The sequence below is a fragment of the uncultured Jatrophihabitans sp. genome (assembly GCF_964251945.1).
In the GTDB taxonomy this organism is placed as follows: Bacteria; Actinomycetota; Actinomycetes; order Mycobacteriales; family Jatrophihabitantaceae; genus Jatrophihabitans.
This window is the reverse complement of the sequence record NZ_CAXULP010000001.1, coordinates 896,916-918,435: the sequence shown is the minus strand read 5'-3', so window position 1 is coordinate 918,435 and position 21,520 is coordinate 896,916. Positions and strand designations below refer to the sequence as shown.

Here is a 21,520-nt window from a genome sequence, read left to right as displayed (position 1 = left end):
CGCTAGCGTCGGGATCGTGAAGCAGGAACCGAGAACCGTCCTCGTCACGGGCGGCAACCGCGGCATCGGCCTGGCGATCGCGCGGGCCTTCGCCGCCGAGGGCGATCGGGTTGCGGTCACACACCGGGGCAGCGGCGTCCCAGACGGCCTGTTCGGCGTCAAGTGCGACGTCACGTCCGCCGAGCAGGTGGACGAGGCGTTCACCGCCGTCGAGCAGGAGTACGGCGCAATTCAGGTGCTGGTGTCCAACGCGGGGATGACCGACGACGCGTTGCTGCTGCGGATGAGCGAGGACTCCTTCACGAGCGTCGTGGACGCGAACCTGACCGGCGCCTATCGCGTCGCCAAGCGCGCCACCCAGGGCATGCTGCGGGCCCGCTCTGGGCGGATGATCTTCGTGTCGTCCGTCGTCGCGTTGCTCGGCGCGCCAGGCCAGGCCAACTACGCGGCCAGCAAGGCCGGGCTGATCGGCCTCGCGCGCTCGATCAGCCGCGAGCTCGGCAGCCGCTCGATCACCGCGAACGTCATCGCCCCGGGCTTCATCGACACGGACATGACCGCCGTGATGACGCAGGCGCGCCGCGACGAGGTGCTCTCCGGCGTGCCGCTCAAACGCTACGGCGAGGCGGACGAGATCGCCGCGGCCGCGCTGTTCCTGGCCTCGGAGGCCGCGGCCTACGTGACCGGCATCGTGCTGCCGGTCGACGGCGGCGTGGGGATGGGAATCTGACGTGGGTCTGCTGGACGGGAAGCGGCTGCTGGTCACCGGCGTCATCACCGACGCGTCGATCGCCTTCACGATCGCCCGACTCGCGCAGCAGGAAGGCGCGACCGTCGTGCTCACCGGCTACGGGCGGATGTCGCTTGTCGAGCGGGTCGCGCGCAAGTTGCCGACGCCGCCGCCGGTCATCGAGCTCGACGTCGCCGACCCCGCGCAGCTTGCCTCGCTTGCCGACCGTACCCGGGAGTATGTCGACGGGCTCGACGGCGTTGTCCACGCGATCGGCTTCGCGCCGCCCTCGTGCCTCGGCGGCGGCTTCCTCGACGCTCCCTGGGAGGACGTCGCGACCGCCTTGCAGGTGTCCGCGTACTCGCTGAAGTCGCTCGCGACGGCGACCCTGCCGCTGTTCGAGAGCAACGGTGGCGTCGGCGGCTCGATCGTCGGCTTGGACTTCGACGCTCGGGTCGCGTGGCCCGCCTATGACTGGATGGGCGTCGCCAAGGCGGCGCTGGAGTCGACCTCGCGCTATCTCGCCCGCGAACTCGGCCCGAAGAACGTCCGGGTCAACCTGATCGCGGCCGGGCCGATCCGCACCATGGCGGCGAAGAGCATCCCAGGGTTTCACGCCTTCGAGGACGCGTGGTCCACTCGCGCGCCCCTCGGCTGGGACAACACCGACGCCGAGCCGGTCGCCCGCAGCACCCTGGCGCTGCTGTCGGACTGGTTCCCCTCGACGACCGGCGAGTTGCTGCACGTCGACGGCGGATTCCACGCCATGGGCGTCTGAGTGGAGTTCGACGCGCTGCTGGTGTTGTCGTTCGGGGGTCCGGAGGGCCCGGACGATGTCATGCCGTTCCTGCGCAACGTCACAGCCGGGCGCGGGATCCCCGACGTTCGGCTGGTCGAGGTCGCGGCGCACTACCAGCACTTCGACGGCGTCTCGCCGATCAACGAGCAGAACCGGGCGCTCATCGCGGCGCTGCGGATCGAGTTCGCCGAAAACGGCATCGGCCTGCCGATCTACTGGGGCAACCGCAACTGGGCGCCGTTCGCGACCGAGGCGGTGGCCGAGATGCGCGCGGATGGCGTGCGCCGGGCCCTGGTGTTCGCGACGAGCGCCACCTCGTCCTACTCGGGCTGCCGGCAATACCGCGAGGACATGGCGCGGGCCCAGCGCGAGACGGGCGACGACGCGCCCGAGCTGGTCAAGCTGCGGCACTTCTTCGACCATCCTGGCTTCATTGCGGCGAACGCCGACGGCCTGCGCGCAGCGCTGGCGCGACTGCCGGCGGAGCTGCGCGACGACGCGCGGCTGGTGTTCACCGCCCACTCGATCCCGACGTCGATGAACGACACGTCAGGTCCGTGCGCAGACGGGCTCTATGCCCGCCAGCAGCTCGAGACGGCCCGGCTGGTCGCCGAAGCGGTGCGCGGCGCCGGCGCCGAATTCGACCTGGCCTGGCAGTCGAGATCCGGCCCCCCGCAGGTGCCCTGGCTGGAACCGGACGTCAACGACCATGTGCGGGAGCTCGCAGCTCGCGGGGCGCGCGCGGTCGTGGTCGCGCCGACCGGCTTCGTCTCCGACCACATCGAGGTGCGCTGGGATCTCGACAACGAAGCGGCGGAGACCGCAGCCGAGCTGAACCTCGCGTTCGCGCGCGCTGCCACCGCGAACACGCACCCTGCGTTCGTCTCGGCGATCCGCGAACTCGTCGAAGAGCGGCTCAGCGGCGCGGCGCCGCGCGCGCTCGGCCGGCTGGGGCTGTGCGGCGTCGACTGCCCGACCGGTTGCTGCCCCGCGCCTCAGCGCCGGCCCGCCGCGGCCGGCGGCACCGCCTGAACGCCCCGGATACCTGAACGCCCGAACGCTGAACGCCCGAACGCTGAACGCCCGAACGCGTTGGTGGTGCGTTTCGAACTGAGTGGTGCGCGATGCCGCACCGCTCGATGGTTACCGCACCACTCTCTTGGGTCCACACCGGGCAGGGTCAGATCTTGCTAGGTCCGTCCGGATCGCGCCAACGCCCCGGCGGCTTCCCAGTAACGCTGAGTGTTCAGTCACGGGGAGTCACCGGTAACTCAGAGTGACTGGACACTCCGAGTGTTCAGTCACGCTAGGTAGCCGAGCGTTCGCTAGCGGCACGCAGCGTCTCGGCGAAGCGCGGCGATTCGGTGTGCTGCACCGCGGCCGGCCGGCCGGCGCGCAGCAACTCCCGCCACTGCTCGACGCCCCACTCGGACGGCTGGGTCGAGGCGAGGAAGTCCTCGAGCACGTCGACGAATCGGTTGGGATCGCTGCGGAACGGGAAGTGCCCAGCGCCCTCGAAGACTTCCAACCGACTGCCGGGCATGGCCGCATATGCCTGGTACGCGTGCCCGATCGGCAGCACGCTATCCCGGTCGCCCCAGATGAGCAGGGTCGGCATGCCGCGCACGAGATAGCAGCGGTCCAGCATCGTGACGACCTGGCCGCGCCAATCCACGACCGAGCGCAGCGTGCGGATGAACGCCGCCCGGGCCGTGGCGTCCGGCAACGCCTCGACCACCCGGCGCAGATCGGGAGCGTCCAGGCCGAGGCCGGTGTCGAAACGCTCGAGCAGCCAAATCGCGGCGTTCACAGCGCTGCGTGCGCCGGGCAGCCGAAGCGCCGCCAGCGCCGCTTGCGCGCCGGGCAGCGACGCCGTGCGCAGCAGGGGCGAGACGTGCCGGCCGGCCCCGCCCGACGACACCAGCACCATCCGCTCGGTGCGCTCGGGGAACTGGTAGGCGAACTGCATGGCGACGCCGCCGCCCAAGGAGTGGCCGACGAGCGTGACCCGGTCGATGCCCAGCACGCCGAGCAGGTCGCGCATGCCGTTGGCGTAGGCGGCGGTCGAGTAGTCGGCCCGCGGCTTGGCCGACGCCCCGTGGCCGAGCAGGTCGGGGGCGATGACGAGGTGTCGGCGCGCCAGCTGGGGCAGCACGGTGCGCCAGGTCGCCGAGCTGTCGCCGATCCCGTGAATGAGCAACACAGGCGGGCCGGCCCCGGCGATGCGATACACCCGGCGATAGCCGTGGATCACCTGGGACTCGATCCGGACAGTCGGCCGAGGACGGTTCGCCGCGCCGCGCCGGCCGGGCTGGCGCTGCCGCCGGCCATCGCCGATGGAGCTGACCGCCATGTCCGCTCACGGTGGCGCCGAGCCGAGTCCGCCACGTTTCCGCGCGGTTGCGGTCGCGCGCCGTTGCGGTCGCGCGCGGTTGCGGTCGCGCTCAGCCGCCGGCGTTGTAGCCGGCCAGCCGCGCGCGACGCACCGCGGTGGCGAGCGGCCGAAGCGCGTCGACCCGAAGTGACACGCCGGCCCGGTCGACCGCGCCGCCCAGCGGGTCGGCAAGCGCGAGATCAACAACCGCTTGCAGCCGCTCGGCCTGCGCGAGCAGGCCGACCGCGCGCGGCGGGTGGCCGGGCGGCAGCTCGAGCGCCTCGCCAGCGCGCCGGGCGTCGGACAGCGCCGGACCCACCGCGCCCGTCGAGCCGGAAACCTGCGCCGCGGTGAGCGTGCTCGCGCACTCGCGGATCGCGACGGCGAGCTCGTAACCGGTGTCCTCGAGCGAGAGGTGATCTGCGGCGACGAGCCCGACGGCGTAGGCCTGCCAGATCACCGACGCCGGGGCGCTGCTGGGCGCGTGGTCGACGACCGCCGGCGCGACGCCGATGCCGCCTGCGAACGCCGCCTCGCCCGCGTCCAGCGCGACCGTCGGGAACGGCCGCGGGCCGGGCACCCCACGCACGTCGCCCGGGACCGGCAGGACAGCGCGGACGCGTTCGCCGGCGCGGCGCCAGGCCACGAGCAGCTCGCGCAGGTGCGCGGCAGCCGGGATGTCCGGCAGCCCGGTGACGACGTGCGGCCCGTCGGCCCGGGTGACGGCGTCGACGACCTGGTCGAGGCTCGCCTGGCCGGCGAAGAACGCGTTGCTCCACGCGGCGAGCAGGCAGGAACGGGGGACCGGCACGGCATCCCACGTTACGTCTGCAGGGGATCCCACCGGCGTGGCGGTCGCCGCTGGGCCGCGCAGCCGCCGTAGCGTCGCCCAGCATGCGTGACTACCGCGACGTGCTCGCTCAGCCGCCGCGCCGGCGGCAGGTGCCCGAGGTGCCGGCCGATGCCGGCCTGGTCGTGGAGACTGCCGACACCGGCTTCTGCGGCGCGGTCGTCGCGGTGGGCGTCGCGGTGGACGCCGGCGAGAAGCGGCTCACCGTGACCCTGGAGGACCGGCGCGGCACGCAGCGCGTGTTTGCGATGCTGCCGGCGGCGTTTCTGCTCGACGGCGCACCCGTGACGCTCGTCCGACCGGCGCCCGCGGCGAAGGCGCCCAAGACGGCCCGCACCGCGAGTGGCTCCTACGCGATGGCCGGGGCCGCCGCCCGAGTCGCGCGGGCGAGCCGCATCTGGGTCGAGGGCGGGCACGACGCCGCGCTCGTCGAACGAATCTGGGGCGACGACCTACGCATCGAAGGCGTCGTCGTCGAACCGCTCGGCGGCATCGACGACCTCGTCGCCCACGTGCGCGAGTTCGAACCCGGTCCGGGCCGGCGAGTCGGCGTGCTCGTCGACCACCTCGTGACCGGCAGCAAGGAGTCGCGGATCGTCGCAGACCTGCACCGCGCCGGATACCGCGACGGCGTGCTGGTGACCGGTCATCCGTACGTGGACGTGTGGCAGGCCGTGAAGCCCACGGCGCTCGGCATCGAGCGCTGGCCGACGGTGCCGCGCGGCGTCGACTGGAAAGCCGGCGTCTGCGCCGCGCTCGGAGTCGCCGAGCCGCGGGAGATGTGGCGGCGCGTGCTCGCCAGCGTCGACAGCTTCGCCGACGTCGAGGTGCCGCTGTTGCGCGCGGTCGAGGAGCTGATCGACTTCGTGACCGCTGCCTGACGGCGATCGTCTCGGCAACTTCCGGACCAGGCACGCGCTCGTGGCGACAGGATCGCGGTCTCGATCGGCCACCGCCTTGCACCGCGGGTGCAGGATGGGCGCATGGCGGCATGGCTCGTCTGGTTGATCATCGCCGGGGCGCTCGCCGCCGGCGAGACGGTCACGAACACCTTCGTGCTGCTCATGGTCGCCGGCGGCGCGGGCGGCGGCGCCGTCGCCGCAGCCCTGAGCGCCCCGGTGGTGCTGCAGGTCGTGGTGTTCCTCGCGGTGACCGCGGGCCTGGTCTGGCTCGTGCGACCGATTGCCATTCGGCACCTGCACCCGGGCCCGGCCGCGATCACCGGCTCGGACGCGCTGGTCGGCCGGGAGGCGGTCGTGCTTGCCGAGGTGGGCCGGGACGCCGGCGGCCGGGTGCGGCTCAACGGCGGGGAGTGGTCGGCGCGGGCCAGGGATCCGGGGCAGCTGCTGCCACCGGGCACCCGCGTCTCGGTCGTCGCAATCGAGGGCGCGACGGCCGTGGTGTGGAAAGACCCGTTCGACTGATCAGAGAGAAGGCATCGAATGAACGCTGCAGCCATCGCCGCCATCGTCGTGGCCGTCGTCGTGATCTTCGTGCTCATCCGGATGGTGCGCATCGTGCCGCAGGCGCGCGCGGCCGTCATCGAGCGGCTGGGGCGTTACACCCGCACCCAGGGCCCCGGCCTGACGCTGCTGCTGCCGTTCGTCGACCGGATGCGCCCGATGATCGACTTGCGTGAGCAGGTGGTGAGCTTTCCGCCACAGCCGGTGATCACGTCGGACAACCTCACCGTCGGCGTCGACTCGGTCATCTATTTCCAGGTCACCGATCCGCGCGCCGCGTCATACGAGATCGCCAACTACATCCAAGCTGTCGAGCAGCTGACGATCACCACGTTGCGTAACGTCATCGGCTCGCTGAACCTCGAACAGGCGCTGACGAGCCGCGATTCGATCAACACCCAGCTGCGCGGGGTGCTGGACGAGGCGACCGGTCCGTGGGGCATCCGGGTGGCCCGTGTGGAGATCAAGGCCATCGACCCGCCGCCGTCGATCCAGGACGCGATGGAGCAGCAGATGCGCGCCGACCGCAACAAGCGCGCGCTCATCCTGACGGCCGAGGGCCAACGGGAATCGGCGATCAAGACCGCCGAGGGCCAGAAGGCCGCGCAGATCCTGGACGCGGAGGGTCAGAAGCAGGCGGTCATCCTCGCCGCCGAGGCCGACCGCCAGGCGCGGATCCTGAGCGCCGAGGGCGAGCGCGCCGCCCGCTACCTCGCCGCCCAGGGCCAGGCCAAGGCGATCGAGACGACGTTCGGGGCGATCCACGCGGCGAAGCCCGACCCGGCGCTGCTCGCCTATCAGTACCTGCAGACGCTGCCGCAGATCGCGCAGGGCGACGCGAACAAGATGTGGATCGTGCCCAGCGAGTTCAGCAAGGCGCTCGAGGGGCTGTCCCGGTTGACCGGAGGCGACGGCGACGGCACGCCGAACTGGCTCGCGCAGACCGGCGCCAGTCCGTCGACCGCCGGGCCCGCGGAGGATGGAAGCGGGGCAGGCATCGACACCACCGGCTGGTTCGACTCGAATCTGACGCCGGCTGCCGAGCAGCCTGAGGCGCGGGATCTGCGCGCCTCCGACCACGACCCGGACTCGCTCGCCGCGCGGGTCGGTATCTCGCCGGACGACTCGCCGTTGCCGCCCGGGCCCGGCTTCGACAAGCCCCTCGCTCCCGGCGACCGGTAACAGCCCCCGGCGACCGGTAACAGCCCCGCACGCAGCGGTTGTCCGCGCGTCGGCGGGCTCTGCGCCGACGACACGCGGACAACTCGCGAGGATTGGGCGGAAAGCCGACTCGGGCGGCGTCCCGGTTTCCCGTGACGCCGCCCGAGTCCGTGCGTGCTGCCGGCCGATCAGCGCGCCGCGTACTCCGCGGAGACCGTTGACGGGGTCAGCGCGGTGGCGAACACCGCGACGTCGCCGATGACGCCGTTGAGGTACTTGCTGGTGGGCGAGCCGGCCCAGGAGCCGCCGACCAGTCCACCGCCGACATACCACGTGCCGGTGTAGCTCTGACCCTTGGTGGCGCTGGCATTCGCGCCGACCTGCGTGCCGTCGACGTAGAGCGTCATGCCGCCAGTGCCGAGGGTCGCGGTGACCAGGTGCCACTGGCCGTCGTTGACCGTCTGGCTCGACGACACCGTGTAGACGCCACCGCTGTAGACCCCGAAGTACACGTGCCCGGCGTTGTCCAGGTAGACAGAGCGGTCGGCGTGCGAGGTGCTCGTGAGACCGTCACCGAAGCCGATGATCTTCCCGCCGGTCTTCGAGGTGGTCTTCACCCAGGCCGACACCGTGAAGGTGTTCGGCCCTGCCTGCGTGCCCTGAGCCGTGGCGTAGCCGGTGCTCGTCCCGTTGAAGGTCGCGGCGGTCTCCGGCGAGACCGGCCCGGCGGCGCCGAGCGTGACGCCGGAGCTCAGCGTCAGCGGGTTGCTGCCGGCGCTGTCGGCGGCCGAGGTGCCCGAGGCGTCGCCCAGCGTCCAGTAGCTGGCGGCGCCATCCGCGAGCACCTTGCGGTCGTAGGACGTGCCGGTTGCCGGCGCCGCGCCGGTCGTGGTGACCGTGACGGCGGAACCGGTGACCGCGTTGTTGTGCGCGTCGGAAGCGGAGAGCTGATAGGTGTAGTCCGTGCCCGGCCGCAGACCCCTGTCGGTGTAGCTCAGGGTCGGCAAGTTCCACCAGGTCGAGTCGCCCGTCGTGGTCCAGATCGTCTGGCCGTTGCGGGTGAGCTTGTAGGTCAGCGTCAGGTCGTCACGGTCCCAGTTCGAGCCGAACGTGATCTGGGTGGACGTGTCCGACGTGACGGCCACCGTGGGCTGGAAGCTGGTGGTCTTCAGCATCGGGCCCTGCGTGCCCGGGTTGCCGGCGGTGCCGCGGACGGCGAAGCGGACGAGGCCGGCCTGTGGCTTGTTGTTGACCGCCGGAAACTCCCCGCCCTCGACGACGTAGCTGCTGTTGCCGGTGACCGTCCAGGCCGCCTGGCCCTGGCCGGTGACCTTGCCGGTCAGGTAGTCCGGGAACCAGTTGATGATCGACGGCGAAGGCTTGCCGTAGAAGTCGGGGTAGCCGCTCTGCTGGTTGTGCGCCAGCGTGCCGGTCGCGTTGGCGGTGAAGGCCACCGTTCGCCGGTACTGCCAGGGGTTGTACACCGGCCAGCCGTTGTCGTTGCCGCAGTAGTGCGCGTGGCTGACCGTGTAGACGGTCGTGCCATTCGAGTAGCTGCCGTAGCTGTCGCCGTGACAGTCCTCCAGCCAGTTCAGCGAGCCGTCGGCCGGGTTCATCGAGACCGTGCCCTCGACGTTGCCCGGTGAGCCATAGACGTAGCCGGTGGCGTAGACCGCGTTGGCGTCGGCGGACAGGCTGGTGATCGCAGAGTTCTTGCCGTAGTCGCGGATCACCGTGTTGGCCGCCCAAGCCACGGACGCGCCGGTCGACGCGCTCACCGCGCCGAGTCCGTAGGCCGGGACGCCGTTCAGGTTGGTGAACGCGCCGCCGACGACGACCTTCGTCTTGTCCGGCGTGAGCACGAGCGCGTTCACGTTGTAGTCCGCGCTCGGCGCCCAGGACAGCAGCGCGCCCGCGGGGGTGTAGGCGGCGAGCCGGCCGCGGGCCACCCCGTTCGCGGCGGTGAACATTCCGCCGGCATAGATCGTGGTGCCGTTGACGACCAGCGACTTGACCTGCGCGCTGGCGTTGGCAGTGAAGGTGGTGATCGGTGCGCCGGTGGTGGCGTTCAGCGCGGCGATGTGGCTGTGGGTCTTGCCGTTGACGGTGGTGAAGTCGCCGCCGATGTAGATCGTCTTGCCGTCCGCGGACGCCGCGACGGTCATCACCTGGCCGTTGAGCACCGGGTTGAAGGCCGTGATCAAGTTCCCGGTCGTCAGGTCGTAGGCGAGCATGTCTGTGCGTGGCGTCTGGTTCGTGCCGGCCGCGCTGCCGTACGGATACGCGTTGGCGAACTTGCCGCCCACGTACACCGTGTTGCCGACGATCACCTGCGACCAGGCCACGCCGTCCATCTGCACCGTGGGCAACGCGTCCGCCGTCACGTTGGCGGCGGCAGGCTGCTGGATCGGGCCCGGGCCGGTCGCGGCAGCGTGGGCACCTTGCGGCAGTGCGACGCCGAGCGCCGCGGTCGCGGCCGTGGCGGCCACCACTGCGGCAAGACGACGCCGGCGACCCGGCTGAACCTCGAAGAACTTGGATGCCGACACGGCAACCGACCTCCGTCATGAAAGGGGACCTGGCGAGTCGTAGCTCGCCTTCCACCTAACAATAACCAAACATTAGCAATTGTAAACTCTGTGTTTAGTCTGGGAGGAATTCACAGACAGAGAGTGATAAGCAATTGCGCTCAGTAGTCGCAATTACACTTCGTTACAAGAAACGTCGCTGAGTAATCAGATCCAGCTGACTCGGTTTTTCAGGTAGAGGTAGCCGATGAAGCTCACCGCGTCGATCACGGAGTGCGCGATCACGAGCGGCCAGACTCGACGAGTGCGCTGGAACCACCAGCCGAAGACCACCCCCATGACCGCGTTCCCGACGAAGCCGCCGTAACCCTGGTACAGGTGGTACGACCCGCGCAGCACCGCGCTGGCGGCCAGCGCCCGCGATCGCGACCAGCCCAGCTGGCCGAGGCGGGTCAGCACGAACGCGCCGACCACGATCTCCTCGGCGACGCCGTCCTGGAACGCGTCCAGCAGCAACACCGGGATGCGGTACCAGACGTCCGGGAAGTCGGTGACGATCAGCTGCGCGTTCAGTCCCAGCTTGCGTGCGACGAATACCAGGCCGAGGCCTGGCACGCCGATGAGCGCCGCAAAACCGGCGCCGTGCGCCAGTTCCCGCCAGCGCAGCCGGTCAAAGCCGATTCCGAAACCGCGCCCGCCAGGCGAGCGGGCGAGCAGCACCACGGCGAGGAAGGCGGGCAGCACACCGTGCAGCACGTCGGCGAGGCGGTCCAGCACGTCGAGCCACTCGTAATGGCTCGCCTGCGCGACCACCACCGGCGCCGCCACGTTGCCGAACCCGGCCCCGTGGTTGATCGTCACCTGCGAGCGGAGGAAGCTCAGCAGCGCGTAGATCCCGGACATCCCGTAGGACACGCCGAGCACCGCGAGCAGCTCAAGGCCCGGGCGCTCGCGCGCCGCGTGCGGTGAACCCGCGGGATCGGCGTCCTGATCGGCCCGATCGGCCTGCGCGCTCACGCGCACAGTGTGCCGCAGCGGGCGAAGCCGCCTGACTCGCCGCTCAGCCCGGTGTTCAGCGGCCTTCCTTCATGGCGTGAAGCGGGTCGGCTGAGGCTCAGATCGGTTGCGGCGCGCGCAGGCTGAGATCCGCGCACGCGGCGCAGGTCTCCGCCGGCACCAGCCCGACCTTCATCAGGTAGCCGAAGGCGGTGCAGCCGAGGCAGAGTCCGAAGACCGATTCGAGCGTCGCGGCGCCGATCAGGCAGGCCACCAGCACCTGCGCCGCGCCGTCAGCGCCGAATCCAAAGTGCAGCAGCACGGCGGCGACGGTCAACGCCGCGCCGACGGCTTGCGCGAAACGCTTGGGCGGCCCGGGGACGAGTTTGGCCGGTCCGAGGCGAGGGGCGACCACTCGCGTCGCGAACTGGCCGAGCGGGCTCAGCGTGGGACCCGCCAGCACCCGCGCGACGAACCCGTAGGCCAGCACGACGGTCAGCCAGAGCCAGCCGGAGCCTGCGGCCAACGACAGCGCGAGCGTCGTCACCCCGAGCAGGACGACACCGGCGGCGACCGAACGGGCCGCGAGTTCGTTGACCGGATTCGGGAAGCCAAGGATCTGCGCCACGAGCAAAACTCTACCTAGGCGATAGGCAATCGGCTCAGCAGCAGCGTCTGCAGTCCCGAGCCGGCGACGCCGGTGCGGTCACTGAGCGTCGATCGAGCCAGCGCCGAACCAGCCGGGCCGAGCTGCGTCGTCGCGTCCAAGAGCACCCACTCGCCGAGCAGCGGGCGGGCGAGATGCACATCGAGGTCGACGTTGGCGAAGGACCACTCGGTCCACGGCAGCTCGGCGGAAATCCCGCCGGCGGAGTCCGCGATCAACACCGCGCGAGCCAAGCCGGACATCTGCACACCGGGCAGGAGAGGCACGCGCGGGCGGGCCCAGGCGGCCGCCGGCCCGGCAGCAGTCATCCGCCCCACGCCCACGAAGCGCCAGTCCACGCTGTCGCCGTAGCCGAATCGCAAGCCCAACTCGCCCGACCCGGCCGGCTCGGCCGACCCGGCCGGCTCGGCCGGCTCGGCCGGCGCCGGCACCTCGGGCGGGGGCGCAAGCTCACCGGCGACTTCCGTCGTGTCCGCCGCGCGCACGAACCAGACCCGGCACACCAGGCAGTCGCGCTCGTCCGCCGAGACGACCGCCTCCACCAGTGCGGCGCTGCGCGCGGCGCGGACCACCCGGGTGGCCACGGCGACCACGCCGACCGGCACCGGGCCGATGAAGTCCGCGGCGAGACGCAGCGCGATGAGATCGTCGCGACCGGCCGCGCGGACCGCGGCTTCGGCGCGAGTCACCGCCAACGCGCTCGGCGGACCGCCGTGCTGCAGGTGCGCAGCCCAGGGACCGACGGTGTGCTCGCCGGCGCGGAAATGTGCGGCACCGCCGTCCATGGCAGACGGCACCGAAAGCGGCAGGTAATAACTCTCTGACACTCGCCCACGATATGGGGTCGATCTCACATCGCCGTGGGTATGCTGCCGGGCAGGCGAGCGGCACATCCCTCCCGTGCCGCTCGCCCCTTCTATTTCGTCCCACCCATCCGTCGGCCCCGCCAGGTGGCCTGCTCACCCGATAGGTTGCGCGCAAGGCTTGCCCGCGCGTGGGGGAGCCTCAGCGGCGCCGTGGTGGAACCGCCGCCGCAGCGCGCGACGAATTGCTCCTCGTACAGGCGCCGCGCACCGCGGGGACCAGCATCCGTGGAGGGAAGCACGCCGTGAGCCATGGACGACCCACGCGGCGGGTGGCCGTGGTCGGCAGCGGCGTCGCCGGTCTGACGGCCGCCTACGTCCTGCAGAACGAGGCCGACGTCACCCTGTACGAAGCCGACAGCCGCCTCGGCGGACACGCCGACACGCATGACGTCGTCGGCGCGGACGGCCGGCTGCGCTCGATCGACACCGGATTCATCGTGCACAACCTGCGCACCTACCCGATGCTGCGCCGGCTGTTCAGCGAACTCGGCGTGGCCACCCAGGCCTCCGACATGAGCATGGCGATCTCTTGCGCCGGCTGCGGGCTCGAGTACGCCGGCGGCCGAGGACTGTCCGGCCTGCTGCCCTCGGCCCGCACCGTCCTCACCCCGCGCTACCTGCGGCTGCTTGGTGAGGTGGTGCGCTTCTACCGCGCCGCCCACCGGCTGCTCGCCGCCGAGGACGACGACGTGACGATCCGCGAGTTCCTCGCGGCCAACAGCTTCAGCGAGTACTTCAACGCGCACTTCATCACGCCGGTGATCGCCGCAGTGTGGTCGACGGCGCCAACCGCGGCCGGCGACTACCCGGCGCGCTACCTGTTCACCTTCCTGCAGAACCACGGCGCGCTCAGCGTGACCGGCAGCCCCGTCTGGTACACGGTGGTGGGCGGCTCGGCGCGCTACGTCGAACGGGCGGCGAAGAGCCTGACCTCGGTGCAGACGTCCACGCCCGTCCGTTCGGTTCGCCGGGTGGGCGCCGGGGTCGAGGTGCGCGACGACGCCGACCAGATCGAGCAGTTCGACGGCGTCGTGATCGCCACCCACCCGCGTCAGGCGCTGGGCATGCTGGCCGAGCCGACCCGAGCTGAGCTGGACCTGCTTGGTGCCATCGGCTATACGACGAACCCGACGGTGCTGCACACCGACGCGTCGCTTTTGCCGCGCACGCCTCGGGCACAGGCGTCGTGGAACTACTCGCTGCCGGCCTGCGACGCGGTGCCGACCTCAGTGCAGGTCAGCTACAACATGAACCGGCTGCAGCGCCTGGACGCGCCGCAGGCCTACGTCGTCACGCTCAACAGCGAGGACCGCATCGACCCCGCTAGCGTGATCGCCCGGATGGATTACGAGCACCCGGTGTACACGACCGCGTCGGTCCACGCGCGGGAGCGGCTGCCGCTGCTCAACGACGGCGTCGTGGCCTATGCCGGCGCCTATCACGGCTGGGGCTTCCACGAGGACGGCTGCCGTTCGGGTGTGGCCGCGGCGGCCAGCCTCGGAGTCCGATGGTGAACGCTGCCCTGTACGAGGTCGACATCGCCCACGTGCGCGCGGAACCGGTGCGGCATGACGTGCGGCATCGCAGCTACCTGTGGTTCGTCGACCTGGACGACCTTCCCGCGCACGGTGTGCTGGCCCGCTTCCGCTCCCGCGACCACCTCGGCGACCCTGCGCTGCCGCTGCGCGCGAATGTCGACGCCTACCTCGCCGAGCAGGGCATCGACTTGCGCGGCGGCCGAATCACGATGCTGACGAACGCCCGGAGCCTGGGCTACGTCTTCAACCCGCTGACGCTGTACTGGTGCCACGATCCGTCGGGCGCGGTGGCGTGCGTGATCGCCGAGGTGCACAACACCTACCGGCAGCGGCACCGCTACCTGCTGCGCACCGACGACGCCGGCCGCGCCGACACCGCGAAGCAGTTCTACGTCTCGCCGTTCTATCCCGTCGACGGCGCCTACCGGATGAGCGTGCCGGAGCCGGGCGAGCGGCTCGCGATAACGATCACGCTGCACCGCGAGGGCGAACGACCCTTCACCGCGTCGGTTCGCGGCGTGCGCCGGCCGGCGACCCGTCGCGCGGTCGTCGCCGTGGCGGTGCGGCACCCGTTGGAGACCTGGCTCGTCCGCGCCCTGATCGTCAAACACGGCATCTCGCTGTGGCGCAAAGGACTGCCGGTCCAGCCACGGCCGCCATACCCGGAGGTATCTATGCCTGCCACCAACCACGACGCGACAGTCGCCGACCAGCTTGCCGCGCTGCTGCGCGATGTCGCCGGCCTCGACCTGCCGGTTCGCCTCCGTGCCTGGGACGGCAGCGAAGCTGGGCCGGCCGACGGCCCGACCCTCGTGATCCGCTCGCGCCGCGCGCTGCGCCGCCTGCTGTGGGCGCCGGGCGAACTCGGCCTGGCCCGTGCGTACGTCGCCGGCGACATCGACGTCGAGGGCGACCTCGCGGACGGGTTCCGGCGCGCGTGGCGCGTCGCGCGCAACCGACCCAGCACCGGCGTTTCGCTGAGCGTCGCCGCCAAGGGCCGGGCCGTGCTGGCTGCGGCGAAGCTGGGCGCGTTCGGCACGCCGCCCAAGCCGCCCGCGGCCGAGGCGCGGCTGACCGGCCGGCTGCACACGCAGCGCCGCGACCGGGCCGCAATCGCCCACCACTACGACCTGTCGAACGACTTCTACCAGCTGCTGCTCGACGAGCACATGGCGTACTCCTCGGCGTATTACACCGCTGACGAGCAGTCGCTGCACGACGCGCAGACCGCGAAGCTCGACCTCGTCTGCCGCAAGCTCGACCTGCGTCCGGGCATGCGGCTGCTCGACGTCGGCTGCGGCTGGGGCTCGCTGATCCTGCACGCGGCCGAGCACTACGGCGTCAGCGCTGTCGGCGTCACGCTGTCCGCGCAGCAGCGCGACTTCATCGTCAAGCGGATTGCCGACCGCGGGCTCGCCGAACGCGTCGAGGTGCGCCTGCAGGACTACCGCGAACTGGCGGACGTCGGAGAGGCGTTCGACGCGGTCAGCTCGATCGAGATGGGCGAGCACGTCGGCGAAGGCCAGTACCCGGTGTACGCCGGCATTTTGCACGACGCCCTGAAGCCGACCGGCCGGCTGCTGCTGCAGCAGATGTCGCGGCACCAGGGCACCGCGCCCGGCGGCGGCGCGTTCATCGAGTCCTACATCGCACCGGACATGCACATGCGGCCGCTCGCGCGCACGCTGCAGCACCTGGAGAACGCCGGCTTCGAGATCCGCGACGTCGAGGCGATGCGCGAGCATTATGTGCGCACCGTCGAGCACTGGATCGACACCTTCGACCGGCACTACGAGGAGTTCGTCGCACTGCAGGGCGAGGAGGTCGCGCGCGTGTGGCGGCTCTACCTCGTCGGCGGCGCGCTCGCCTTCGACGAGGGCCGGATGGGCGTCGACCAGTTCCTCTGCGTCAAGCCGACGGTCGACGGCGGGAGCGGCATGCCGGCCACCCGGCCGTGGGCGCTCTGACCTTCGGGCTGCCCGCGCTCGATCGGGGTAGGCCGACACCGTGAGCTCTTTCGACACCTCCGCGTTCTTCGAGACGGTCGGCTGGTCGGCCGCGGCGGTCGCGGTCGTCCTGCTCGCCACGTTCGGCTGCGCCAAGATCGCCGGCCGGCACAACGTCATCGACACCACGTGGGGCCTGCTGTTCGTCACGGCCGCCGTGGTGTCGTTCGTCTGCTCGGCTGGCTACGGCGACGGCCTGCGCCGCTACCTGCTGCTACTGCTGCCCGGCCTGTGGGGATTGCGGCTGGCCTACTACGTGCTGCGCCGGTCGCTGGGCAAGGGCGAGGACCCGCGCTACGACGAGATGTTGAACAAGGCGAAAGGCAATCGCGACCTGTACGCCCTGCGCATGGTCTACGTGCTGCAGGGCCTGCTGGCGCTGGTGATCTCCTCGCCGATCATCGTCGGCGCCTTCGAGCCGCGGCCGTTACGCGTGGTCGGCTGGCTCGGCGTCGCGGTCTGGGCTGTCGGCCTGTTCTTCGAGGCGGTCGGCGACGCCCAGATGCAGACGTGGCGTGCCGACCCAGCGCACAAGGGCCAGGTCATCGACGTCGGCCTGTGGCGCTACACCCGGCATCCGAACTACTTCGGCGACGCCTGCGTGTGGTGGGGCACGTTCCTCATCGCCGCGGACTCGCTGCCTGGCGTCGTCACGATCTACGCGCCGATCATCATGACGCTGCTGCTCACCAAGGGATCCGGCGCCCGCATCCTGGAAAAGCACATGAGCAAGCGCGACGGCTGGGAGGAGTACGCGGCGCGCACCAGCATGTTCTTCCCGCTGCCGCCGAGGAAGCCGCGCGCCGCGGCCTGAGCGGTCTCAGTCCTGGTACGACCCGCGCAGCACGCTGATCCCGCTGTAGTCGGTCAGCTGGTCCGTGCGCTGCACGCTGATCTCGATGTCGTGATACTTGGCCATGTCCGTCGGCGGCACGGTCAGCTCGGCCCGGTTGTCGCGCCCGATCGGGCCGACGGGCAGCATCTGCTTGCGTCGGTCATCGGTCAACCACACCTCATATCTGTGCGACGCGTCCAGCTTGGGCAAGGCGCTGGCGTCGATGCGCATGGTTTGGCCCCCGGTGAGCGTCGCCTTCGCCGGCTTCGTGCCCTGGTCGAAGGCGCTCAGCTTGACCGTGCGCGATGCGGGCGAGTCGGCGCCGCCGACGGTCTCGGCGATCGTCACGCCACCGCCGACGAGCACCACCGCGGCGGCCGCGACGGCGAGCAACCGCCCGCGATGAGCGGTTCGCAGGCTCCGCACCGGGCTCGCGGCGGCTTCCGCGCGCGCCGTCTCGAACACCGAGCTGAGGTCGGGCAGCGGCCCGGCCGCAGCTGAGTCCGCGTCGAGATCGAGTTCGGCTCTCTCCGGTGAGACGATCTCGGGCGCGAACCGCCGCGCCGAGGTCAGCGAGGCGTGCGCGACGACCGCGGACACCAGCTCCTGCTGGCAGTCGGGGCAGCTGCGCAGGTGTTCTGCAGCCGCCATCACCTCGACGCGGTTGGCGTCACCGGTGAGCAGGCGCGGCAGGTTCTCCGCGAGATGATCGCTCATCGCCGCCCCCCGGAGTTCTCGACGAGGCCGGCGAGGCGTTGCAGGCCTCGTGCCGTGCGCGTCTTCACCGTGCCGAGGGGAATGTCCAGGGTCGCTGCGATCTCTGTCTGCGTGTAGCCGTCGAAGTAAGCGAGCTCGAGCACCTCGCGCTGCAGCTGGGGCAGCATGTTGAGCGCGCCGCGGATCTCATCGGCCCAGACCAGGCGCTCGGCGAACTCCCGACCGTCTGCGCCGGTGATTTCGCGCATCGAGTCGAGCGGCACGACGACGTCGCGACGTTTGCGCAGGTGGTCGATCGCGCGCTTGCGGGCGATGCCCAAAACCCAGCCACGCAGCGACTGGCTCGGGTCGAAGCGGGTGTGGACGCGCCACACCTCGTAGAACACCTTCTGCAGGACGTCTTCGACGTCCGGCTGCGGCACGTAACGGCCGAGGTAGGAGATGACGAGGGGCCCGAGCGTCCGATAGGCCTCTTCCAAGGCCACCGTGTCGCCCTTGTTCAGGCGATCACCGATGTCGGCGAGTGCGAGCTCCACACCAGCTTGTTCGCGGACAGTCATGCGTTCGGTTTCACTGCCCCGCGCGGCCGGCGGCCGGTCACCGCTTCTCGAGCGCGACGAATCCGCGCTCCGCCGGGCCGGTGTAGAGCTGGCGGGGCCGGCCGATCCGGGTGCTCTTGTCGTTGATCATCTCGTGCCACTGGGCGATCCAGCCGGGCAGCCGGCCGATCGCGAACAGGACGGTGAACATCCGGGTCGGGAAGCCCATCGCCCGGTAGATCAGGCCGGTGTAGAAGTCGACGTTCGGGTAGAGCTTGCGGGAGACGAAGTAGTCGTCCTCGAGCGCGACCTGCTCGAGCTCCAACGCGATGTCGAGCAGCTGGTCGCGCTTGCCCATCGACTGCAGCACCTGATCCGCCGCCTTCTTGACGATGGCCGCGCGCGGGTCGTAGTTCTTGTACACCCGGTGGCCGAAGCCCATCAGCTTCACGCCGTCTTCCTTGCTCTTCACCTTGCTCACGAACTGGGCGACGTCCCCGCCCTGCGCCTGGATCTGCTGCAGCATCTCGAGCACCTGCTGGTTCGCGCCGCCGTGCAAGGGCCCGAACAGCGCGTTGATGCCTGCCGAGACGGAGGCGAACAGGTTCGCCTGCGAGGAGCCGACGAGCCGGACGGTCGAGGTCGAGCAGTTCTGCTCGTGGTCGGCGTGCAGGATGAAGAGCATGTCGAGGGCCTTGGCCACCGCCGGGTCGACCTCGTAGGGCTCGGCGGGAAAGCCGAAGGTCATCCGCAGGAAGTTCTCGACGAGGCCGAGCGAGTTGTCCGGGTACAGGAACGGCTGCCCGACGCTCTTCTTGTAGGCGTAGGCGGCGATCGTCGGCAGCTTGGCGAGCAGCCGGTAGGTCGAGAGGGTGACGTCCTCTTCCTTGAACGGGTCGAGGGAATCCTGGTAAAAGGTCGACAGCGCCGAGACCGCCGATGACAGCACCGGCATCGGGTGCGCGTCGGCCGGGAAGCCCTCGAAGAAGCGTTTGAGGTCCTCGTGCAACAGGGTGTGCCGGCGGACGTTGTTGGTGAAGTCGGCGAGCTCATCGGCGGTGGGCAGCTCGCCGTAGATCAGCAGGTAGCTGACCTCGAGGAACGTCGAGTGCTCGGCAAGCTGGTCGATCGGGTAGCCGCGGTAGCGCAGGATGCCGGCGTCGCCGTCGATGTAGGTGATCTCCGACGTGCAGGACGCGGTGTTCGCGAAGCCGGGATCGTAGGTGACGAGGTCCGTCGTCGACAGCAGCTTGCTGATGTCCGCGCCGCCCGCGCCCTCCGTCGAGTGACGCACCGGGAGATCGAGCGAATCCTTGCCGGGGGCGGTGAATACGGCGTTCTCGACGGCGTCGGCCATGGCTTCCTCTCGGGCGTGCGCTGACGTCTGACCCTACTGGGGCCCTAGCCAGTCCTTGCCCGGGAGGTTGTGCACGCGAACCTGCCCGCGTGCAGCGAGCTTGCCGTCCGGCCGGACGATCTCAACCACCCACAGCTGCTGGCTGCGGCCCTGGTGGACTGGCGTTGCCGTGGCGACCAGCCGGCCCTCGCGGGTGGCACGCAGGAAGTCGGTGCTGTTGGCGACGCCGACGACCTGCCCCCGCTCGCCGAACCACGCCGCTGCGCCGGCGCTCGCGCTCGCCTCGACGGCGGCGCAGTAGACGCCGCCGTGCACGATGCCGTGCGGTTGCAGGTGCTGCGGGCCGACGGTCCAGCTCATTTCGACCCGGTCCGCGCGCAACACGTCGAACCGAAAGCCGAGCGCCTCGTTCAGCCCGCTGTTCTGCAGCGTGACGACGTCCATCTGCCGACCGTAGCCAACCCGGTCAGGCGGTGGCGCGGCGCGCGGGCGATGGTGTGGCCCGCCGCGCCATCCGCGGCTCGTCGAAACGCAGCACGCGGTCCTCGATCCGGCCACGGGTCAGCGCGGGCGCGTCGCGCAGGTAGTCGTTGCGCACCTTCCACGGTCCGCGCACGCCCTGTCGGGGGAGCCGGTCGTTGCCGCGGCGCACGTAGCCGGCGTTGAGGCTGCCGAGGATCGAGCCGTCGGCGCGTTCGGCGTCGGCGCCACGGGCGACGAAGGTGCGGTAGCCGTGGGCGTCCATGTGGTTGATCAGCCGACACAGGTACACCGCCGCGATGTCGGCCTTCAGCGTCCACGACGCGTTGGTGTAACCGAAGATCAGCGCGGCATTCGGGAGGTCTTCGACCAGGACGCCCTTGTAGGTCAGCTTGTGGTTCGCGACGAACGGCTCGCCATCGATCTCCACCGACATACCACCGAAGATCTGCACGTCGAGGCCGGTGGCGGTGACGATGATGTCGGCGTCCAGGCGCGCGCCGGACTCGAGTTCGATGCCGGTCTCGGTGAACGTCGTGATGCGGTCGGTGACCACGTCGGCGGCGCCGGATCGGATTGCGGCGAACAGATCGCCGTCAGGCACCACGCACAGCCGCTGGTCCCATGGGTTGTACTTGGGCGTGAAGTTCGCGAGGTCGGACATCCCGCCGAGCTGCTTGCTGGCGCTCGTCAAGACGAAGTCCCGCACCACGTTCGGCCGGGCGCGGGCGAGGGCGTAGATCGCGCGCTGCACGGCTATGTTGCGGGTCCGGGCGAGTTTGTAGACCACCCCCTCCGGCAGGACGCGCAACATCGCCTCGGCGATCTTGTCCCGAGCCGGCAAGGAGACGATGTAGGTGGGGGAGCGCTGCAACATCGTCACGTGCGCGGCGTCCTCGGCCATCGCCGGCACGAGCGTGACCGCGGTGGCGCCGCTGCCGATGATCACGACCGATTTGCCGGTGTAGTCGAGGTCCGCCGGCCAGTGCTGCGGGTGCACGAGGCGACCGGTGAACCGCTGCTCTCCGGGGAAGTCGGGTCGGTAGCCGGTGTCGTAGTTGTAGTAACCCGTGCAGGGGACGAGAACGTCAGCGGTGATGCGCTGCGTCTCGCCGCTCGCCTCGTCTGTCGCCTCGACCGTCCAGCGCTGATCCGCGCTCGACCAGCTGGCGGACGTGACCTTCTGGCCGAACCGGATCTGGTCGACGACCCCGTACTCGGCAGCCGTCTGTTCGACGTAGTCGCGAATGGACGGCCCGTCGGCGAGCACCCTGGTGTCCAGCCACGGCCGAAAGCTGTAGCCGAAGGTGTACATGTCCGAGTCCGAGCGCACACCCGGGTAGCGGAACAGATCCCACGTGCCGCCGATCGTGGTCCGCCGCTCGAGCAGCGCGTACGTCTTGTCCGGGCACTGCCGGCTGAGCCGGCACGCCACACCGATGCCGGACAGACCGGCGCCGATGACGAGCACGTCGACGTGGTCACTCATCCTGGCGCTGGGGTTCGTCGTCATGTCCGGGCGCCGGCGCGGCGTCCGGCTCGTCGTCGCGGGGCGGAGCATCCGGCCCGACCTGCATGTCGGCCTTCTCATCGTCTGGATCTGGCATTGGCGCA

21 protein-coding genes and 1 pseudogene are annotated in these 21,520 nt (G+C 70.5%); 10 read left to right on the top strand and 12 right to left on the bottom strand.

Translation table 11 applies throughout. The features are described 5' to 3' along the window. The first annotated feature begins 16 nt into the window (after positions 1 to 16). Genes fabG through ACFFBG_RS04255 form a run of 3 tightly spaced genes read left to right on the top strand, consistent with a single transcriptional unit; the run spans position 17 to position 2,561 of the window. A complete protein-coding gene (gene fabG, locus ACFFBG_RS04265; RefSeq protein WP_375475905.1) occupies positions 17 to 730 on the top strand; it encodes a 3-oxoacyl-ACP reductase FabG in 714 nt (237 codons plus the stop codon). 1 nt (position 731) lies between these two features. Next, positions 732 to 1,508 (top strand): enoyl-ACP reductase FabI, encoded by a 777-nt coding sequence (fabI, locus tag ACFFBG_RS04260; protein ID WP_375475903.1) that lies wholly within the window; start codon positions 732 to 734, stop codon positions 1,506 to 1,508. After that, a complete protein-coding gene (locus tag ACFFBG_RS04255) occupies positions 1,509 to 2,561 on the top strand; it encodes a ferrochelatase (RefSeq protein WP_375475901.1) in 1,053 nt (350 codons plus the stop codon). 274 nt (positions 2,562 to 2,835) lie between these two features. On the opposite strand, the gene ACFFBG_RS04250 is transcribed toward ACFFBG_RS04255, so the two are convergent. Beyond that, positions 2,836 to 3,882: an alpha/beta fold hydrolase gene (locus tag ACFFBG_RS04250; RefSeq protein ID WP_375475900.1), complete on the bottom strand. Its 1,047-nt coding sequence runs from the start codon at positions 3,880 to 3,882 to the stop codon at positions 2,836 to 2,838. Between the two features lie 91 nt (positions 3,883 to 3,973). Continuing rightward, positions 3,974 to 4,714: a hypothetical protein gene (locus ACFFBG_RS04245; protein ID WP_375475898.1), complete on the bottom strand. Its 741-nt coding sequence runs from the start codon at positions 4,712 to 4,714 to the stop codon at positions 3,974 to 3,976. 83 nt (positions 4,715 to 4,797) lie between these two features. Here ACFFBG_RS04245 and ACFFBG_RS04240 point away from each other — a divergent pair, with 83 nt between their 5' ends. From ACFFBG_RS04240 to ACFFBG_RS04230, 3 genes are all read left to right on the top strand, one after another. Beyond that, positions 4,798 to 5,634, top strand: coding sequence for a DUF3097 family protein (locus ACFFBG_RS04240; protein WP_375475896.1), 837 nt, complete (start codon positions 4,798 to 4,800; stop codon positions 5,632 to 5,634). Positions 5,635 to 5,736: 102 nt separating this feature from the next. Then, positions 5,737 to 6,177, top strand: coding sequence for an NfeD family protein (locus ACFFBG_RS04235; protein ID WP_375475894.1), 441 nt, complete (start codon positions 5,737 to 5,739; stop codon positions 6,175 to 6,177). An 18-nt stretch (positions 6,178 to 6,195) separates the two neighbouring features. Beyond that, complete coding sequence (locus ACFFBG_RS04230) at positions 6,196 to 7,398, top strand: SPFH domain-containing protein (RefSeq protein ID WP_375475891.1); 1,203 nt, start codon at positions 6,196 to 6,198, stop codon at positions 7,396 to 7,398. A 167-nt stretch (positions 7,399 to 7,565) separates the two neighbouring features. On the opposite strand, the gene ACFFBG_RS04225 is transcribed toward ACFFBG_RS04230, so the two are convergent. The 4 genes from ACFFBG_RS04225 to ACFFBG_RS04210 form a co-directional block, all read right to left on the bottom strand. Continuing rightward, positions 7,566 to 9,926 carry a LamG-like jellyroll fold domain-containing protein gene (locus tag ACFFBG_RS04225; protein ID WP_375475889.1) on the bottom strand — a complete coding sequence of 787 codons (2,361 nt, stop codon included), beginning with the start codon at positions 9,924 to 9,926 and terminating at the stop codon, positions 7,566 to 7,568. Positions 9,927 to 10,112: 186 nt separating this feature from the next. Beyond that, positions 10,113 to 10,922: a CPBP family intramembrane glutamic endopeptidase gene (locus tag ACFFBG_RS04220; protein WP_375475887.1), complete on the bottom strand. Its 810-nt coding sequence runs from the start codon at positions 10,920 to 10,922 to the stop codon at positions 10,113 to 10,115. Between the two features lie 97 nt (positions 10,923 to 11,019). Next, positions 11,020 to 11,529: a DUF4395 domain-containing protein gene (locus ACFFBG_RS04215; RefSeq protein ID WP_375475885.1), complete on the bottom strand. Its 510-nt coding sequence runs from the start codon at positions 11,527 to 11,529 to the stop codon at positions 11,020 to 11,022. A gap of 14 nt (positions 11,530 to 11,543) precedes the next feature. Further along, positions 11,544 to 12,395 (bottom strand): acyl-CoA thioesterase domain-containing protein, encoded by an 852-nt coding sequence (locus tag ACFFBG_RS04210; protein ID WP_375475883.1) that lies wholly within the window; start codon positions 12,393 to 12,395, stop codon positions 11,544 to 11,546. A gap of 281 nt (positions 12,396 to 12,676) precedes the next feature. Here ACFFBG_RS04210 and ACFFBG_RS04205 point away from each other — a divergent pair, with 281 nt between their 5' ends. From ACFFBG_RS04205 to ACFFBG_RS04190, 4 genes and pseudogenes are all read left to right on the top strand, one after another. After that, complete coding sequence (locus tag ACFFBG_RS04205; RefSeq protein ID WP_375475881.1) at positions 12,677 to 13,948, top strand: NAD(P)/FAD-dependent oxidoreductase; 1,272 nt, start codon at positions 12,677 to 12,679, stop codon at positions 13,946 to 13,948. Continuing rightward, positions 13,942 to 14,616 (top strand): annotated as a pseudogene (locus ACFFBG_RS04200) (DUF1365 domain-containing protein); the annotation flags it as partial. The gene ACFFBG_RS04205 and the pseudogene ACFFBG_RS04200, both read left to right, overlap by 7 nt. 30 nt (positions 14,617 to 14,646) lie before the next feature. Continuing rightward, positions 14,647 to 15,939: a class I SAM-dependent methyltransferase gene (locus tag ACFFBG_RS04195; RefSeq protein WP_375476257.1), complete on the top strand. Its 1,293-nt coding sequence runs from the start codon at positions 14,647 to 14,649 to the stop codon at positions 15,937 to 15,939. Between the two features lie 40 nt (positions 15,940 to 15,979). Next, on the top strand, positions 15,980 to 16,792 hold the full coding sequence (locus ACFFBG_RS04190) for a DUF1295 domain-containing protein (RefSeq protein ID WP_375475879.1): 813 nt from the start codon (positions 15,980 to 15,982) through the stop codon (positions 16,790 to 16,792). Positions 16,793 to 16,798: 6 nt separating this feature from the next. Here ACFFBG_RS04190 and ACFFBG_RS04185 read toward each other — a convergent pair whose 3' ends face one another. From ACFFBG_RS04185 to ACFFBG_RS04160, 6 genes are all read right to left on the bottom strand, one after another. Continuing rightward, complete coding sequence (locus ACFFBG_RS04185; RefSeq protein ID WP_375475877.1) at positions 16,799 to 17,530, bottom strand: anti-sigma factor domain-containing protein; 732 nt, start codon at positions 17,528 to 17,530, stop codon at positions 16,799 to 16,801. Continuing rightward, the gene (locus tag ACFFBG_RS04180; RefSeq protein ID WP_375475875.1) at positions 17,527 to 18,066 is read right to left on the bottom strand and encodes an RNA polymerase sigma factor; all 540 of its coding nucleotides are present in this window, start codon (positions 18,064 to 18,066) and stop codon (positions 17,527 to 17,529) included. Before ACFFBG_RS04180 ends, ACFFBG_RS04185 begins: the two co-directional genes overlap by 4 nt. 61 nt (positions 18,067 to 18,127) lie before the next feature. Further along, the gene (locus tag ACFFBG_RS04175; RefSeq protein ID WP_375475873.1) at positions 18,128 to 19,426 is read right to left on the bottom strand and encodes a citrate synthase; all 1,299 of its coding nucleotides are present in this window, start codon (positions 19,424 to 19,426) and stop codon (positions 18,128 to 18,130) included. 33 nt (positions 19,427 to 19,459) lie between these two features. After that, entirely contained in the window at positions 19,460 to 19,870 is a 411-nt protein-coding gene (locus ACFFBG_RS04170; RefSeq protein ID WP_375475871.1) for a PaaI family thioesterase, read from the bottom strand. Between the two features lie 22 nt (positions 19,871 to 19,892). Then, positions 19,893 to 21,395: a flavin-containing monooxygenase gene (locus ACFFBG_RS04165; RefSeq protein WP_375475869.1), complete on the bottom strand. Its 1,503-nt coding sequence runs from the start codon at positions 21,393 to 21,395 to the stop codon at positions 19,893 to 19,895. After that, positions 21,388 to 21,513: a hypothetical protein gene (locus ACFFBG_RS04160; protein WP_375475867.1), complete on the bottom strand. Its 126-nt coding sequence runs from the start codon at positions 21,511 to 21,513 to the stop codon at positions 21,388 to 21,390. Before ACFFBG_RS04160 ends, ACFFBG_RS04165 begins: the two co-directional genes overlap by 8 nt. Positions 21,514 to 21,520: the final 7 nt, after the last annotated feature.